The sequence below is a fragment of the Streptomyces sp. XH2 genome, assembly GCF_049725035.1.
GTDB classification, from domain to species: Bacteria; Actinomycetota; Actinomycetes; order Streptomycetales; family Streptomycetaceae; genus Streptomyces; species Streptomyces roseoverticillatus.
Genome location: NZ_JBMMMZ010000002.1, coordinates 240239 through 254760 on the forward strand (window position 1 = coordinate 240239; position 14522 = coordinate 254760).

Genomic DNA, 14522 nt, shown 5'->3' on the forward strand with positions numbered 1-14522 from the left:
AAGAGCTGCGTGACTTCCTGATGAGCCGTCGGGCCCGGGTGTCCCCGGCCGACGTGGGCCTGCCGGACGGCGGGGGCCGCCGGCGCACGCCGGGGCTGCGCCGCGAGGAGGTCGCCGTCCTCGCGGGCGTGGGCGCTTCCTGGTACCAGTGGCTGGAGCAGGGGCGGGAGATCACCGTCTCCCCGCAGGTGCTGGACTCCGTGGCGAAGGTGCTGGGGCTCAGCGGCGACGAGCGCCGGCACCTCTACGTGCTCGCCGGGCTGAACCCGCCGCAGCCGGAGTCCCCCTTCGACCCCGACTACCTCTGCGAGGGCCTGCAGCGGCTGATCGACGCCTGGATGCCGTACCCGGCGCACATCATGGACCCGTACTGGAACCTGGTCGCCTTCAACGACTCGGCCCGCATGGTCATCGGCTTCCGCCGCAAGCCGCGGCCGAACTGCCTGGTCGACTTCTTCACCGACCCCGCCTACCGCGCCCGCGCGGCCAACTGGGAGCAGAACGCCCGGCGGGTCGTCGCCCAGTACCGCGCCGCGTGCTCGGAGCGCCCGGACGACGAGGGGTTCCGGGAGATCGTGGCGGAGGTGTCCGCGGCGAGCCCGGAGTTCGTGGAGCTGTGGGCGCGGGGCGACGTGCAGGCGGGCGGCCAGCTGGTCAAGGAGTTCGACCACCCGGTGGCCGGGGCGCTGTACCTGGAGAGCACGCACCTGCGCGTGCCGGCCCGGCCGGACCTGACGATCGTCATGCACAACCCGGTGGCGGACACCGGCACGGCCGCGAAGCTGGAACGGCTGGTCTCGCCGGAGGGCCGGCGGGGCGGGATGTACTCGGTCGCGGGCTGATCCCCGCACGGGCGGCCGCCCCGGCCCTCTCTATGCTCCCCGGTATGACGGAGACGACGCTGGACCCCGAAGACCGCAAGATCATCACCCTGGCCCGCTCCGCGCGCGCCCGCAACGCCGTGCCCGAGGGTGCCGCCGTACGCGACGAGACGGGCCGGACGTACGTGGCCGGCACGGTCGCGCTCGACTCGCTGCGGCTCAGCGCGCTGCGGACCGCGGTCGCCATGGCCGTCGCGAGCGGCGCGAAGTCGCTGGAGGCCGCGGCCGTCGTCTCCGAGGCGGGTGCTGTCTCCGACGAGGACCGGGCGGCCGTACGGGATCTGGGCGGGGCCGCGACCCCCGTGCTCCTTGCGGGGCCGGACGGGGCGCTGCGCGGCACGGTCACCGCAGGCTGAGCCGGTCGGGGGCCGGGGGCCGCCCCGGGCCCCGGTTCCGCGCCGGACGCGCGCCGGCCGCGGGCGCGGGCCGGGCTTGATCGGTCGGCCGCCGGCCGGCCGCTGGTCGGCGTGTCCCCGGCGATCGGGGAGAATGGCCGGTATGGATAACGCCTCGTCCCCCTCCCGGGCCCCTCACCGCGCGGGCTTCGCGTGCTTCGTCGGCCGCCCCAACGCGGGCAAGTCGACCCTGACCAACGCACTGGTGGGGACGAAGGTCGCGATCACCTCCAATCGTCCGCAGACCACGCGCCACACCGTGCGCGGCATCGTGCACCGGCCCGACGCCCAGCTCGTGCTGGTCGACACCCCCGGTCTGCACAAGCCCCGCACGCTCCTGGGCGAGCGGCTCAACGACGTGGTCCGCACCACGTGGGCCGAGGTCGACGTGATCGGCTTCTGCCTGCCCGCCGACCAGAAGCTCGGCCCGGGCGACCGCTTCATCGCGGCCGAGCTGGCCGGGATCAAGAAGACCCCCAAGGTCGCGATCGTCACCAAGACCGACCTGGTGGACTCCAAGGCGCTCGCCGAGCAGCTGATCGCCATCCAGAAGCTGGGCGAGGAGCTCGGCATCGAGTGGCGGGAGATCATCCCGGTGTCGGCCGTCGGCGACAAGCAGGTGGGCCTGCTGGCCGACCTGCTGGTGCCGATGCTGCCGGAGAGCCCGCCGCTCTACCCCGAGGGCGACCTGACCGACGAGCCCGAGCAGGTCATGGTGGCCGAGCTGATCCGCGAGGCCGCGCTGGAGGGCGTGCGGGACGAGCTGCCGCACTCCATCGCCGTCGTGGTCGAGGAGATGCTGCCGCGGGAGGACCGGCCGGCGGACAAGCCGCTGCTGGACATCCACGCGAACGTCTACATCGAGCGCCCCAGCCAGAAGGGCATCATCATCGGCCCGAAGGGGGCCCGCCTCAAGGAGGTGGGCATGAAGTCCCGCAAGCACATCGAGGCGCTTCTGGGCACGCCGGTCTATCTGGACCTGCATGTGAAGGTCGCGAAGGACTGGCAGCGGGATCCGAAGCAGCTCCGGAAGCTGGGCTTCTAGCCCCGGGGGCTCGGGCCTGTCCGGCACCGCCGGTCCGCCGCGTCGTGCGTTCTCGCCGTGGCGGCGGAGATCGAGGGGCGCTACGCGCCTTCTCGTAGCACCAGCCTGATCAGTTCGCGCTGGTCGTGGTTGACGTGCGGGTCCGCGCAGTGGACCGTGCGGCCGTCCACGTCGATCTCGTAGCGGAAGCCGTCCGGCACCCCCCGCACGGCCGCCGCCTCGGCGGGCGACGCGGCGAGCGCGCGGTGGGCCAGGGCCTGTACGTGGGTCGCGTCGGGCCGGCCGTTCGTGTCCAGCTCGGCCCGGCGCTCGATGCCGGCGAACCCGCCGGTCCGGGTGATGACGATCCGCATGGCGCCATTCTCGCCCCGGCGGGCGGCCCTTACGAGGTGGGTACGCCCACCTGCGACCACGCCTTGAGGACGGCCTGGACCTCGTCGCCCTCGCCGAAGAGCGTCCGCGCCGTGGCCGCGGTGAGCCGGGCGAAGTCCGCGAACTGGGCGTCCGACGCCAGCTGCCCGCCGGTCAGCGTCGCGTACCAGACCTTCCCGGCCCGCTCCCAGGCGTGGCCGCCGAGCGCGGTGGCCACGAGGTAGAAGGCCCGGTTGGGGATGCCCGAGTTGATGTGCACGCCGCCGTTGTCGCGCGAGGTGCGGACGTAGTCGTCCATCGTCGCCGGCTGCGGGTCCTTGCCGAGGACGTCGTCGTCGTAGGCCGTGCCGGGCTCCTTCATGGAGCGCAGGGCCACCCCGTGGTCGATGCCCGGCCCCAGCAGCCCCTGGCCGATCAGCCAGTCGGCCTGGTCGGTGGTCTGCCCCAGGGCGTACTGCTTGATCAGCGAGCCGAAGACGTCCGAGACCGACTCGTTCAGCGCGCCGGACTGGCCGTAGTACTCCAGGTTGGCCGTGTGCTGGGTGACACCGTGGGTGAGCTCGTGGCCGATGACGTCCACCGGGATGGTGAAGTCGAGGAAGACGTCCCCGTCGCCGTCCCCGAAGACCATCTGGCTGCCGTCCCAGAAGGCGTTGTTGTAGCCCTCGCCGTAGTGGACCGTGGCGTCCAGCGGCAGGCCCGCGTCGTCGATGGAGTGCCGTCCGTAAGCCTTGAGGTAGAGGTCGAAGGTGGCGCCGAGCCCGGCGTGGGCGCGGTTGACCGTCGCGTCCTTCGAGGGGGCGTCGCCCTCGGAGTGGACCTTCTTGCCGGGCTGCGTCGCCCGGTGACCGGCGTCGTAGATCGTGCGCCGCGGGCTGTCGGACGGGGTTCCCGCCGGGGCGGCGGCGCCGCGCAGCGCCGTGACGCGGCGCCGGGTGCGGTACTGGGAGTCGTGCTCGAGGGTGCGCTGGGCGACCTCGGCCCGCGCGGAATCGTCGGCCTGCGCGAGCCTGTCGAGCACGTGCGGCGGAACGATGGTGCAGAAAACGCTCTTCACGGTGTCACTCATGGCCTGAATCTGGCAGCGGCCCCGGGCCTTGTCAGGCCCCGGCGCACCGATTAACACAATCGAGTGGCACCGTTCCGTGTCCCGCCCCCGCGTCCCGCATGCTGGAACGCCCGTACCGCATCCCGTCCGGCTCAGCTACGGTGCTGTGCATCATGCGTTTCGGGTTGCTTCTTCTTAGCTGCCGCGGCGAGGGCCTGTAGTCGATCGGCCGACCCCCTCCCCGCGGAGTGAGGCGTTGCGGTCACCCGGTGACCCGCCCGTCGGCCGTTCCCAAGGTCCCAGAAGGACATACGAGGAGCCCCCGCAGATGCCTGAGACGACCCCCGCTTCCGTCGGCCGTCCCACCCCCCTGACCGCCGCCACGGTCACCCAGCGCCCCTCCGGGATGCCGGTGCACAAGTACCGCCCCTACGACGCCGTGGACATCCCGGACCGCACCTGGCCGGACCAGCGGATCACCAAGGCGCCCCGCTGGCTCTCCACCGACCTGCGCGACGGCAACCAGGCCCTGATCGACCCGATGTCGCCGGCCCGCAAGCGCGAGATGTTCGACCTGCTGGTCCGCATGGGCTACAAGGAGATCGAGGTCGGCTTCCCGTCCTCCGGCGCCACCGACTTCGAGTTCGTCCGCTCGATCATCGAGGAGGACGCGATCCCGGAGGACGTGACGATCTCCGTCCTCACCCAGGCCCGCGAGGAGCTGATCGAGCGCACGGTGGAGTCCCTGCGCGGCGCCCGCCGTGCCACGGTGCACCTCTACAACGCCACCGCCCCGGTCTTCCGGCGGGTCGTCTTCCGCGGCTCGCGCGAGCAGGTCAAGCAGATCGCGGTGGACGGCACGCGCCTGGTCGTGGAGTACGCGGACAAGATCCTGGGAGACGGGACGGTCTTCGGCTTCCAGTACAGCCCGGAGATCTTCACCGACACCGAGCTGGACTTCGCCCTGGAGGTCTGCGAGGGCGTCATGGACGTCTGGCAGCCCGAGGACGGCCGCGAGATCATCCTGAACCTGCCGGCCACCGTCGAGCGCTCCACGCCCTCCACCCACGCCGACCGCTTCGAGTGGATGTCGCGGCACCTGTCCCGCCGCGAGCACGTCTGCCTGTCCGTGCACCCGCACAACGACCGGGGCACCGCCGTCGCCGCCGCCGAGCTGGCGATCATGGCCGGGGCCGACCGGATCGAGGGCTGCCTGTTCGGCCAGGGCGAGCGCACCGGCAACGTCGACCTGGTCACCCTGGGCATGAACCTGTTCTCCCAGGGCGTCGACCCGATGATCGACTTCTCGCAGATCGACGAGGTGCGGCGCACGGCCGAGTACTGCAGCCAGATGGAGGTCCACCCGCGCCACCCCTACGCGGGCGACCTGGTCTACACCGCCTTCTCCGGCTCCCACCAGGACGCCATCAAGAAGGGCTTCGAGGCCATGGCCGCCACCGCCGCGGCCGAGGGCAAGGGCGTGGACGACATCGAGTGGGCCGTCCCCTACCTGCCGATCGACCCCAAGGACGTCGGCCGCTCCTACGAGGCCGTCATCCGGGTGAACTCGCAGTCCGGCAAGGGCGGCATCGCGTACGTCCTGAAGAACGACCACAAGCTGGACCTGCCGCGCCGGATGCAGATCGAGTTCTCGAAGATCATCCAGGGCAAGACCGACGCCGAGGGCGGCGAGGTCACCCCGGCCGAGATCTGGTCCGTCTTCCAGGACGAGTACCTGCCCACCGACGGCAACCCCTGGGGCCGGATCGCGCTGCGCTCCACCCAGACGTCCACCACGGGCGAGGGCGGCGACGCGCTGACCGTCGAGGCGGTCGTGGACGGCGCCGACGCGGTCCTGACCGGTACGGGCAACGGCCCGATCTCCGCCTTCGTCGACGCGCTGGCCGCGATCGGCGTGGACGCGCGCGTCCTCGACTACAGCGAGCACACCATGAGCGAGGGCGCCGCCGCGCGCGCCGCGTCGTACATCGAGTGCGTGATCGACGGGAAGGTGCTGTGGGGCATCGGCATCGACCCGAACACCACGCGCGCCTCGATCAAGGCCGTGGTCTCGGCGGTGAACCGGGCGTACCGGGGCTGAACAGTCGGCTGCGGGCCGCATGCGGCTGGTCGCGCCCACGCGGCGGAGCCGTGGACCGGCACAGCCCCGCACCCCTTACGGGGCGCGGTACCGCAGCGAACCGGGCGGCCGCCGTCAAGGGGCCCCGGGGAAAACCACCGGATCCGGTGGCCCCGTGGCGAGATCCCCCGTATGACGCCCGCAGCCTGCGCACGGGGTACTGACGTCGCATCATCGATGTGGCTAACATCACGTCAACGCGGCGACGAGGCCGCGGCGTTATGGAGGTGTGCGCCGTGATGCACGCGCAGGGCCGACCCGGCCGGGACCGGTGTGTGGTGGGCGTACGCACCGTCTGGCGCACGGTCGGCGACGGCGAGTTCTACTGCCCCGGCTGCGGCGGCGACCGCAATTACCGCCGCCGCACCGGGCGCCGCCGCCTCGTCGCCTTCGGCCTGCCGCTGCTGCCGCGCGGCCCCGTCGGGCCGGTCGTGGAGTGCTCCGCGTGCCGCGCCCGCTACGGCACGGACGTCCTCGACCACCCCACCACCACCCGCTTCTCGGCGATGCTGCGCGACGCCGTGCACACCGTCGCGCTCGCCGTCCTCGCCGCGGGCGGCACCGAGGCCCGCACGGTCCGAAGAGCCGCCGTGGGCGCCGTCCGGGCCGCGGGCTTCGTGGACTGCAGCGAGGAACAGCTGATCACCCTGATCGAGGCCCTCGCCGCCGACACGGGCCGCCTCCCCGGGGCGTACGGCACCGACCTGGGCACCCCGTCCCCCTACGCCGGCCGGGACGGCTTCGACCCCCGGGGCACGGCGCTGGCCATCGAGCTCCACGAGGCCCTGGAGCCCCTCGCTCCCCACCTCGCACCCGCCGGGCGCGAATCGATCCTGCTGCAGGGCGCCCGCATCGCCCTCGCCGACGGGCCCTACCGGCCCGCCGAGCGGGAGGTCCTCGCCACGGTGGGCCGCGCCCTCATGCTCCCCCCGGAGGACACGGACCGGCTGCTGGCCGCGGCGCGGACCCCTTCGTAGCGGACGCCCGTACCCCCTCGTAGCGGCGCGCTACGCCCTGCCCTCCGAGGTCACCGCCTCCTGCGGCCCCTCCGCCGCCGGCTGCCGCAGGGCCCCCAGCACCCACGGCACGTGCTTGCGCTGCACGCCGATGAGGACCTCGTCGGCGCCGTCCCGGCAGACGACGACCACCTGGCGGAGCGCCTTCCGCCAGCCGCGGGTCTCCGCGGTGACGCCCGACGGATCCGACCAGTACGGCACGCGGACGCGCTCCACGACCAGCGTGCGCGGCAGGACCCTGCGCAGGGCGCGGCCCTCCGGGTCGGGGGTCACCGCGAGCAGGCCGGGGCCCACCACCAGGTACGGGCCGATGAGCTCGCCGCGGTACGGGGTGCGGGCCGCGACACCGCCCTCGATGCACTCCTCCCGCTCCGGCACGACCGGGGCGACCTCGAACTCCTCCGACTGCCGGCGGCGCACCCGTACGCGCCACAGGGCGCCCAGGACGATCGGCACCGAGGCCACCCCCGTCAGCGCCAGGGCCGTCGGCACCGTGTCCGTGAGCAGGGCCGTGAGGAAGGCGACGACCCCGATCAGGACCCCGGTGAACGGCAGCACGGTGGCCTGCCAGGCGTAGCGCGCGGGGTGCCGGCCGACCTGCGCGACCATCCAGTAGGTGAGCCAGGCGAACGTGCCGCCCAGCGCGAGCAGCCCCAGGCCGCAGGCGAGCGGGAGGCGGTAGGCGTCCTTGGGCTGGTCGGCGGTGAGCTGCACGGTGCCGCGGAAGTCGACGAAGCGGATCTTGCCCCGCCAGTAGGTCGCCTTCACCGTGTCGCCGGGCTTGACGCGGCCGAAGACCGAGGACGGGCCGTTCATCTCGGCGCGGTGGGTGTCGCCGCCGCGGCCGGTGATCGTGAGCCAGTAGTGCGTCGTCTTGCCCCGGGGCACGGTCTCGGTGCCCTTCACCGTGCCCTCGATCGTCTTGCGGCACTCCAGGGCCGGCTCGTCGCCCACGCACGCGGCCGCCGTCGCGAAGGCCCGGCTGTCGGCGCGCTTTCCGGGCACGGTGACGAACAGCAGGAAGAGGGCGGCGAGCACGCACACGAGGGTCGCGGCGCCGGAGGAACGGACGGGATGGCGGCGCCTGCGGCGCCGGCGGCGGGAGGGGGTCACCGGGTACTCACTGGGGGGAGGAAGATCGTCATGGCGCTCACATTGTGCCCTCGTCAGGGGCGGGCGTTCCGCCCTCGTGGGTACGGGAGAATAGCTCCATGAGCCTCTTCCGCGACGACGGCATCGTCCTGCGCACGCAGAAGCTCGGCGAAGCCGACCGCATCATCACCCTCCTCACGCGCGGGCACGGGCGGGTGCGGGCCGTGGCCCGGGGCGTGCGGCGGACCAAGTCGAAGTTCGGGGCGCGCCTGGAGCCGTTCTCGCACGTCGACGTGCAGTTCTTCGCGCGGGGGAGCGAGCTCGTCGGGCGCAGCCTGCCGCTGTGCACGCAGAGCGAGACCATCGCCGCGTACGGCGGCTCCATCGTCACCGACTACGCCCGCTACACCGCGGGCACCGCCATGCTGGAGACCGCCGAGCGGTTCACCGACCACGAGGGCGAACCGGCCGTCCAGCAGTACCTGCTGCTCGTCGGCGGGCTGCGTGTGCTCGCCGCGGGCGAGCACGCCCCGGGCCTGGTCCTGGACGCCTTCCTGCTGCGCTCCCTCGCCGTCAACGGCTACGCGCCCAGCTTCGACGCCTGTGCCCGGTGCGGAATGCCCGGTCCGAACCGGTTCTTCTCGGTGGCCGCGGGCGGTGTGGTCTGCGGTGAGTGCCGGGTGCCCGGAAGCGTCGTACCCTCCTCGGAGGCGATCGGGCTGCTCGGTGCGCTGCTGACCGGCGACTGGGCCACGGCCGACGCCTGCGAGCCGCGCCACGTCAGAGAGGGCAGCGGTCTGGTCGCGGCATATCTGCACTGGCATCTGGAGCGGGGCCTCCGCTCGCTCCGGTATGTCGAGAAATAGGGAAACAGGGACCAAGGAGTAGTGGCACGCATGGCACGACGCGGGATTCTGGGCCGTTCCCGACGCGAGTACCGCACACCCGACCCGCACCCGACCGGGGCGCGGCCGCCGAAGATCCCCGGCGAGCTGGTCCCCGAGCACGTGGCGATCGTCATGGACGGCAACGGCCGCTGGGCCAAGGAGCGCGGCCTGCCGCGCACCGAGGGGCACAAGGTCGGCGCCGAGCGCGTGCTGGACGTGCTGCAGGGCGCGATCGAGATGGGCGTCGGGAGCATCTCCCTCTACGCCTTCTCCACCGAGAACTGGCGGCGCTCGCCGGACGAGGTGCGCTTCCTGATGAACTTCAACCGCGACTTCATCCGCAAGACCCGCGACCAGCTCGACGAGCTCGGCATCCGGGTGCGCTGGGTGGGCCGCATGCCCAAGCTGTGGCGCTCGGTGGCCAAGGAGCTCCAGGTCGCCCAGGAGCAGACCAAGGGCAACGACAAGCTCACGCTGTACTTCTGCATGAACTACGGCGGCCGCGCGGAGATCGCGGACGCGGCGCAGGCGATGGCGGAGGACGTGAAGGCGGGCCGCCTCGACCCGTCCAAGGTCAGCGAGAAGACCTTCGCGAAGTACCTCTACTACCCGGACATGCCGGACGTGGACCTCTTCCTGCGGCCCTCGGGCGAGCAGCGCACCTCCAACTACCTGATCTGGCAGAGCGCGTACGCCGAGATGGTCTTCCAGGACGTGCTGTGGCCGGACTTCGACCGCCGCGACCTGTGGCGCGCCTGCCTGGAGTTCGCGCAGCGCGACCGCCGGTTCGGCGGGGCGATCCCGAACGCGGTGGAGGACGGCGGCGCTTGAGCGGCGTGAGGCCGGAACCGGAAGCCGCCCCCGGACGCCGTCCGGGGGCGGCTTCCGTTTCCGTACGGGGTCAGCGCTTGGCGGCGCAGTCCCCGCACGTGCCGAAGATCTCGATCGTGTGCGCGACGTCCACGAAGCCGTGCTCCTCCGCGATGGAGTCCGCCCACTTCTCGACGGCGGGGCCCTCCACCTCGACGGCCTTGCCGCACAGCCGGCAGACCAGGTGGTGGTGGTGCCCGCTGGAGCAGCGGCGGTAGACCGCCTCGCCCTCGCTGGTGCGCAGCACGTCGACCTCGCCCGCGTCGGCGAGGGACTGCAGCGTGCGGTAGACGGTGGTCAGACCGACCGACGCGCCGCGGTGCTTGAGCATGTCGTGGAGCTCTTGCGCGCTACGGAACTCGTCCACCTCGTCGAGCGCGGCCGCCACCGCTGCCCGCTGCTTGGTGGACCGGCCGCGTACGGGGGGACCCGCCGTCGCCACAGTTGCCTCCTCCAGCTCGCATGAACACCCATCCGCACATGTCGCACGGCAATTGTGCCAGTCCACGAGAGCGGGTGGGCAAGCCCGGACGGCCGTCAGACCCTGACGTCGTCCGCCGCCGGGCGCTCCCCGGGCGCCTCCAGGGTGCACTCCTCCGCGGGCGCCGGCTTTCCCGCGCGCCGCTTCGCCAGGGGCGTGGCGAGCGCGGTGAGGACGACGAACAGGCCGATGGCGAAGAGCACGATGGTCGCGCCGGAGGGCACGTCGGCGTAGTAGGACGTGGCGGTGCCCGACACCGTCACGGTGACGCCGATGCCGACCGCCAGGGCGAAGGTCGCCTTGAAGCTGCGGGCGATCTGCTGCGAGGCGGCCACCGGGATCACCATCAGGGCGCTGACGAGCAGCAGGCCGACGACGCGCATGGCGACGGTGACGGTGACGGCGGCGGTGACGGCCACGAGCAGGTTCAGCATCCGCACCGGCAGCCCGGTGACGCGCGCGAACTCCTCGTCCTGGCAGATGGCGAAGAGCTGGCGGCGCAGCCCGACCGTGGTGAGGATCACAAAGGCGGCCAGGATGCAGATCGCGACGAGGTCCTCCTCCGAGACCGTGGCGATCGACCCGAAGAGGTAGCTGCTCAGGTTGGCGCTGGAGCCGCTGTCGGAGAGGTTCATCAGCATCACGCCGCCGGCCATGCCGCCGTAGAAGAGCATGGCGAGGGCGATGTCGCCGCGGGTCCGCCCGTACCAGCGGATCAGCTCCATGACGACGGCTCCCGCGATGCACACGGCCGTGGCCATCCACACGGGGCTGGAGTTGAGCAGGAAGCCGAGGCCGACGCCGGTGAGGGCGACGTGGCCGAGGCCGTCGCCCATGAGGGCCTGGCGGCGCTGGACGAGGTAGGTGCCGATGGCGGGCGCGGTGAGGCCGACGAGGAGCGCCGCGAGCAGCGCCCGCTGCATGAAGGCGAGGTCGAGGATGTCCATCAGGTCAGCAACCCTGTCCGAATCGGTTCCGCCGCCGGTCCGGCGTGCGGGTGTACGTGGTCGTGGCCGGGGAGCGCGTGCTGGCCCACGGCCTCCGGCGGGGGTCCGTCGTGGACGACGCAGCCGTCGCGGAGGACGACCGCGCGGTCGATGAGCGGCTCCAGCGGGCCGAGCTCGTGCAGCACGAGCAGGACGGTGGCGCCGCGGGCGACCTGGGCGCGCAGGGCACCGGCGAGGACTTCCTGGCTCGCGAGGTCCACGCCGGCCATCGGCTCGTCCATGATCAGCAGTTCGGGTTCGCCGGCCAGGGCGCGGGCGATGAGCACCCGCTGGTGCTGGCCGCCGGAGAGCGCGTCCACCGGGTCGCCGAGCCGGTCCGCCATGCCGACGAGCTCCAGGGCGCGTATGACCGCCTCCTTGTCGGCCCTGCGCATCATCCCGAACCGGGTGCGGGCGAGCCGCCCGGACGAGACGACCTCGCGGACGGTCGCGGGCACGCCGCCGGCGGCGGTGGTGCGCTGCGGGACGTAGCCGACGCGGGCCCAGTCGCGGAAGCGGCGCTGCGGGGTGCCGAAGAGCTCCAGCTCGCCGCCGGTGAGCGGCACCTGGCCGACGATGCTGCGCACGGCGGTGGACTTGCCCGAGCCGTTGGCGCCGAGCAGGGCGACGACCTCGCCGGGCCGCACGGCCAGGTCCACGCCGCGCAGGACGGGGCGGCCGCCGAGGCTCGCGCCGGCGCCCCGCAGGGATATGACGGGCTGCTCCATGGTGATCTCCTCCGGGACGCTCACTTGGTGCCCAGCGCCTTCTGCAGGGCCGCCAGGTTGGCCTCCATGACCTCGACGTAGTCGCGGCCCCTGGAGTCGTCCGTGATGCCCTCGATGGGGTCCAGGACGTCGGTCTTCAGCTTGAGGTCCTTGGCCAGCGTCTTCGCGGTCGCCGGGTTGGCGAGCGTCTCGAAGAAGATCGTCGAGACGTGGTGCTCCTCGGCGAGCTTGTGCAGGTCCTTGATGCGGGCGGCGCTGGGCTCGGACTCGGGGTCGAGGCCGCTGATGGACTCCTCGGTGAGCCCGTAGCGCTCCGCCAGGTAGCCGAAGGCCGCGTGGGTGGTGATGAAGGTGTCCGAGGCGCGGTTCTTCAGCCCGTCCTCGAACTTCGCGTCGAGGGCGCCGAGCTTCTTCGCCAGGGCGGCGGCGTTCTTCTCATAGTCGCCCTTGTGGTCCGGGTCCGCCTCCGAGAGGGTCTTCGCGACGCCCTTGGCGGCCTCGGCGTACTTCACCGGGTCGAGCCAGATGTGGGGGTCGGCGCCGCCCTCGTGCTCGGAGTGCGAGTGGTTGTCGCCCGTGGTGTGGTGGTGGCCGTCGACCTCGGTGCCGTGCTCCTCCAGCGAGGTCAGGGAGGCCACGTCCACGGCGTGCTCGTTCTTCGACTGCTTGATCGCCTCGTCGACGGCGGGCTGGAGGCCCTTGAGGTAGACGATCGCGCCCGCGTCGGCGAGGGAGCCGATCTGCCGGGGCTTGAGCTCCAGGTCGTGCGGCTCGACGCCGGGCTTGGTCAGGCTGGTCACGCTGACGTGGTCGCCGCCTATCTGCTCGGCGAGGTACTGCATCGGGTAGAACGACGCCACCACGGCGAGCTTGCCGTCCGCGGCCTTGCCCGTCCCGCCCGAGGAGCAGGCGGAGAGGCCGAGCAGCCCCAGTGCGGCGGCCGCGGCGACGGCGGCGGTGCGTATTCGGGGGGCACGGGCACGGAGGGGACGGCTTACGTTCATGACACTCATTTTCAACAAAGATGGAAACGATTGTCAACAAGGGGGGCCGAGACGGGGGCAAAGCGGATGGCGGAGGGGGGTGGTCAAGCCAAGGCCAGAGCCGATTTGATGAGAGGGGGTGCAGCGCCGGTAACCTGAATCATTCGCTGTTCGTCGTCGCAATGAAGAGAGCACCGTGGCCGCCGACAAGATCGACACCATCGTCAGCCTGAGCAAGCGCCGTGGCTTCGTCTATCCGTGCAGTGAGATCTATGGCGGACAGCGTGCCGCCTGGGACTACGGTCCGCTCGGCGTGGAGCTCAAGGAGAACATCAAGCGCCAGTGGTGGCGCTCCATGGTCACCTCGCGCGACGACGTCGTCGGTCTCGACTCGTCGGTGATCCTGGCCCGTGAGGTCTGGGAGGCGTCCGGCCACGTCGCGACCTTCACGGACCCGCTGACGGAGTGCACCTCCTGCCACAAGCGCTACCGCGCCGACCACCTGGAGGAGGCGTACGAGGCCAAGCACGGCAAGCTGCCCGAGAACGGCCTCGCCGACCTCAACTGCGCGCACTGCGGCACCAAGGGCGCCTTCACCGAGCCCAAGCTGTTCTCCGGCCTGCTCTCCACCCACCTGGGCCCGACCCAGGACTCCGGTTCGGTCAGCTACCTGCGCCCCGAGACCGCGCAGGGCATCTTCACCAACTTCGCCCAGGTCCAGCAGACCTCCCGGAAGAAGCCGCCGTTCGGCATCGCCCAGACCGGCAAGTCCTTCCGCAACGAGATCACGCCGGGCAACTTCATCTTCCGCACCCGCGAGTTCGAGCAGATGGAGATGGAGTTCTTCGTCAAGCCGGGCGAGGACGAGAAGTGGCACGAGTACTGGATGGAGCAGCGCTGGAGCTGGTACACCGGCCTCGGCATGCGCGAGGAGAACATGCGGTGGTACGAGCACGCCGCGGAGAAGCTCTCCCACTACTCCAAGCGCACCACTGACATCGAGTACCGCTTCAACTTCGGCGGCACCGAGTTCTCCGAGCTGGAAGGCATCGCCAACCGCACGGACTACGACCTGAAGGCCCACTCCCAGGCCTCCGGCCAGGACCTGACCTTCTTCGACCAGGAAGCCGGCGAGCGCTGGTTCCCGTACGTCATCGAGCCGGCGGCCGGCCTCAACCGCGCCATGCTCGCCTTCATGCTCGACGCGTACAACGAGGACGAGGCCCCCAACGCCAAGGGCGTCATGGAGAAGCGCGTCGTCATGCGCCTCGACCCGCGCCTGGCCCCGGTCAAGGTCGCCGTCCTGCCGCTGTCCCGCAACCCGCAGCTCTCGCCGAAGGCCAAGGGCCTCGCGACGGACCTGCGCAAGAACTGGAACATCGAGTTCGACGACGCGGGCGCCATCGGCCGCCGCTACCGCCGCCAGGACGAGATCGGCACGCCGTTCTGCGTCACGGTCGACTTCGACACGCTCGAGGACAACGCGGTGACGGTCCGCGAGCGCGACACGATGAAGCAGGAGCGCGTCTCCCTCGACCAGATCGAGGGCTACCTGGGCAGCCGTCTGCTGGGCTGCTGACGCTTTCCGCAGGCCGTCC

Annotated in this window: 15 protein-coding genes; 8 read left to right on the forward strand and 7 right to left on the reverse strand. The window is 71.8% G+C overall.

The features are described 5' to 3' along the window. Positions 1-20: 20 nt before the first annotated feature. The 3 genes from ACOTKD_RS04625 to era all read left to right on the forward strand — a co-directional run bounded on the left by ACOTKD_RS04625 (position 21) and on the right by era (position 2321). Positions 21-842, forward strand: a complete 822-nt coding sequence (locus ACOTKD_RS04625) for a helix-turn-helix transcriptional regulator (protein WP_424887970.1) — start codon at positions 21-23, stop codon at positions 840-842. A gap of 44 nt (positions 843-886) precedes the next feature. Continuing rightward, on the forward strand, positions 887-1237 hold the full coding sequence (locus tag ACOTKD_RS04630) for a cytidine deaminase (RefSeq protein ID WP_424887566.1): 351 nt from the start codon (positions 887-889) through the stop codon (positions 1235-1237). Between the two features lie 142 nt (positions 1238-1379). Continuing rightward, positions 1380-2321, forward strand: coding sequence for a GTPase Era (gene era / locus ACOTKD_RS04635; protein ID WP_030368885.1), 942 nt, complete (start codon positions 1380-1382; stop codon positions 2319-2321). 80 nt (positions 2322-2401) lie between these two features. Here era and ACOTKD_RS04640 read toward each other — a convergent pair whose 3' ends face one another. Together ACOTKD_RS04640 and ACOTKD_RS04645 are read right to left on the reverse strand one after the other, a co-directional pair. After that, positions 2402-2674 carry a protealysin inhibitor emfourin gene (locus ACOTKD_RS04640; protein ID WP_424887567.1) on the reverse strand — a complete coding sequence of 91 codons (273 nt, stop codon included), beginning with the start codon at positions 2672-2674 and terminating at the stop codon, positions 2402-2404. Between the two features lie 29 nt (positions 2675-2703). Continuing rightward, complete coding sequence (locus tag ACOTKD_RS04645) at positions 2704-3762, reverse strand: M4 family metallopeptidase (RefSeq protein WP_424887568.1); 1059 nt, start codon at positions 3760-3762, stop codon at positions 2704-2706. Positions 3763-4069: 307 nt separating this feature from the next. Here ACOTKD_RS04645 and leuA point away from each other — a divergent pair, with 307 nt between their 5' ends. Together leuA and ACOTKD_RS04655 are read left to right on the forward strand one after the other, a co-directional pair. Further along, entirely contained in the window at positions 4070-5842 is a 1773-nt protein-coding gene (gene leuA / locus ACOTKD_RS04650) for a 2-isopropylmalate synthase (RefSeq protein WP_424887569.1), read from the forward strand. Between the two features lie 278 nt (positions 5843-6120). Continuing rightward, on the forward strand, positions 6121-6858 hold the full coding sequence (locus ACOTKD_RS04655) for a TerB family tellurite resistance protein (protein WP_030368881.1): 738 nt from the start codon (positions 6121-6123) through the stop codon (positions 6856-6858). A gap of 30 nt (positions 6859-6888) precedes the next feature. Here ACOTKD_RS04655 and ACOTKD_RS04660 read toward each other — a convergent pair whose 3' ends face one another. Then, entirely contained in the window at positions 6889-8010 is a 1122-nt protein-coding gene (locus ACOTKD_RS04660; protein ID WP_424887570.1) for a hypothetical protein, read from the reverse strand. 98 nt (positions 8011-8108) lie between these two features. Between ACOTKD_RS04660 and recO the strand changes: the two genes are divergently transcribed. Together recO and ACOTKD_RS04670 are read left to right on the forward strand one after the other, a co-directional pair. Further along, entirely contained in the window at positions 8109-8855 is a 747-nt protein-coding gene (gene recO, locus ACOTKD_RS04665; RefSeq protein WP_424887571.1) for a DNA repair protein RecO, read from the forward strand. A 30-nt stretch (positions 8856-8885) separates the two neighbouring features. Continuing rightward, the gene (locus ACOTKD_RS04670; protein WP_424887572.1) at positions 8886-9707 is read left to right on the forward strand and encodes an isoprenyl transferase; all 822 of its coding nucleotides are present in this window, start codon (positions 8886-8888) and stop codon (positions 9705-9707) included. 70 nt (positions 9708-9777) lie between these two features. Here ACOTKD_RS04670 and ACOTKD_RS04675 read toward each other — a convergent pair whose 3' ends face one another. The 4 genes from ACOTKD_RS04675 to ACOTKD_RS04690 all read right to left on the reverse strand — a co-directional run bounded on the left by ACOTKD_RS04675 (position 9778) and on the right by ACOTKD_RS04690 (position 12945). Beyond that, complete coding sequence (locus ACOTKD_RS04675) at positions 9778-10188, reverse strand: Fur family transcriptional regulator (RefSeq protein WP_030368877.1); 411 nt, start codon at positions 10186-10188, stop codon at positions 9778-9780. Between the two features lie 95 nt (positions 10189-10283). After that, the gene (locus tag ACOTKD_RS04680) at positions 10284-11174 is read right to left on the reverse strand and encodes a metal ABC transporter permease (RefSeq protein ID WP_424887573.1); all 891 of its coding nucleotides are present in this window, start codon (positions 11172-11174) and stop codon (positions 10284-10286) included. Then, complete coding sequence (locus ACOTKD_RS04685) at positions 11174-11941, reverse strand: metal ABC transporter ATP-binding protein (RefSeq protein WP_424887574.1); 768 nt, start codon at positions 11939-11941, stop codon at positions 11174-11176. Before ACOTKD_RS04685 ends, ACOTKD_RS04680 begins: the two co-directional genes overlap by 1 nt. A gap of 20 nt (positions 11942-11961) precedes the next feature. Next, positions 11962-12945 carry a metal ABC transporter substrate-binding protein gene (locus tag ACOTKD_RS04690; RefSeq protein WP_424887575.1) on the reverse strand — a complete coding sequence of 328 codons (984 nt, stop codon included), beginning with the start codon at positions 12943-12945 and terminating at the stop codon, positions 11962-11964. Between the two features lie 175 nt (positions 12946-13120). On the opposite strand from ACOTKD_RS04690, the gene ACOTKD_RS04695 reads away from it, so the two are divergent. Beyond that, positions 13121-14503, forward strand: a complete 1383-nt coding sequence (locus tag ACOTKD_RS04695; RefSeq protein WP_391834644.1) for a glycine--tRNA ligase — start codon at positions 13121-13123, stop codon at positions 14501-14503. The last annotated feature ends 19 nt before the right edge of the window (positions 14504-14522 follow it).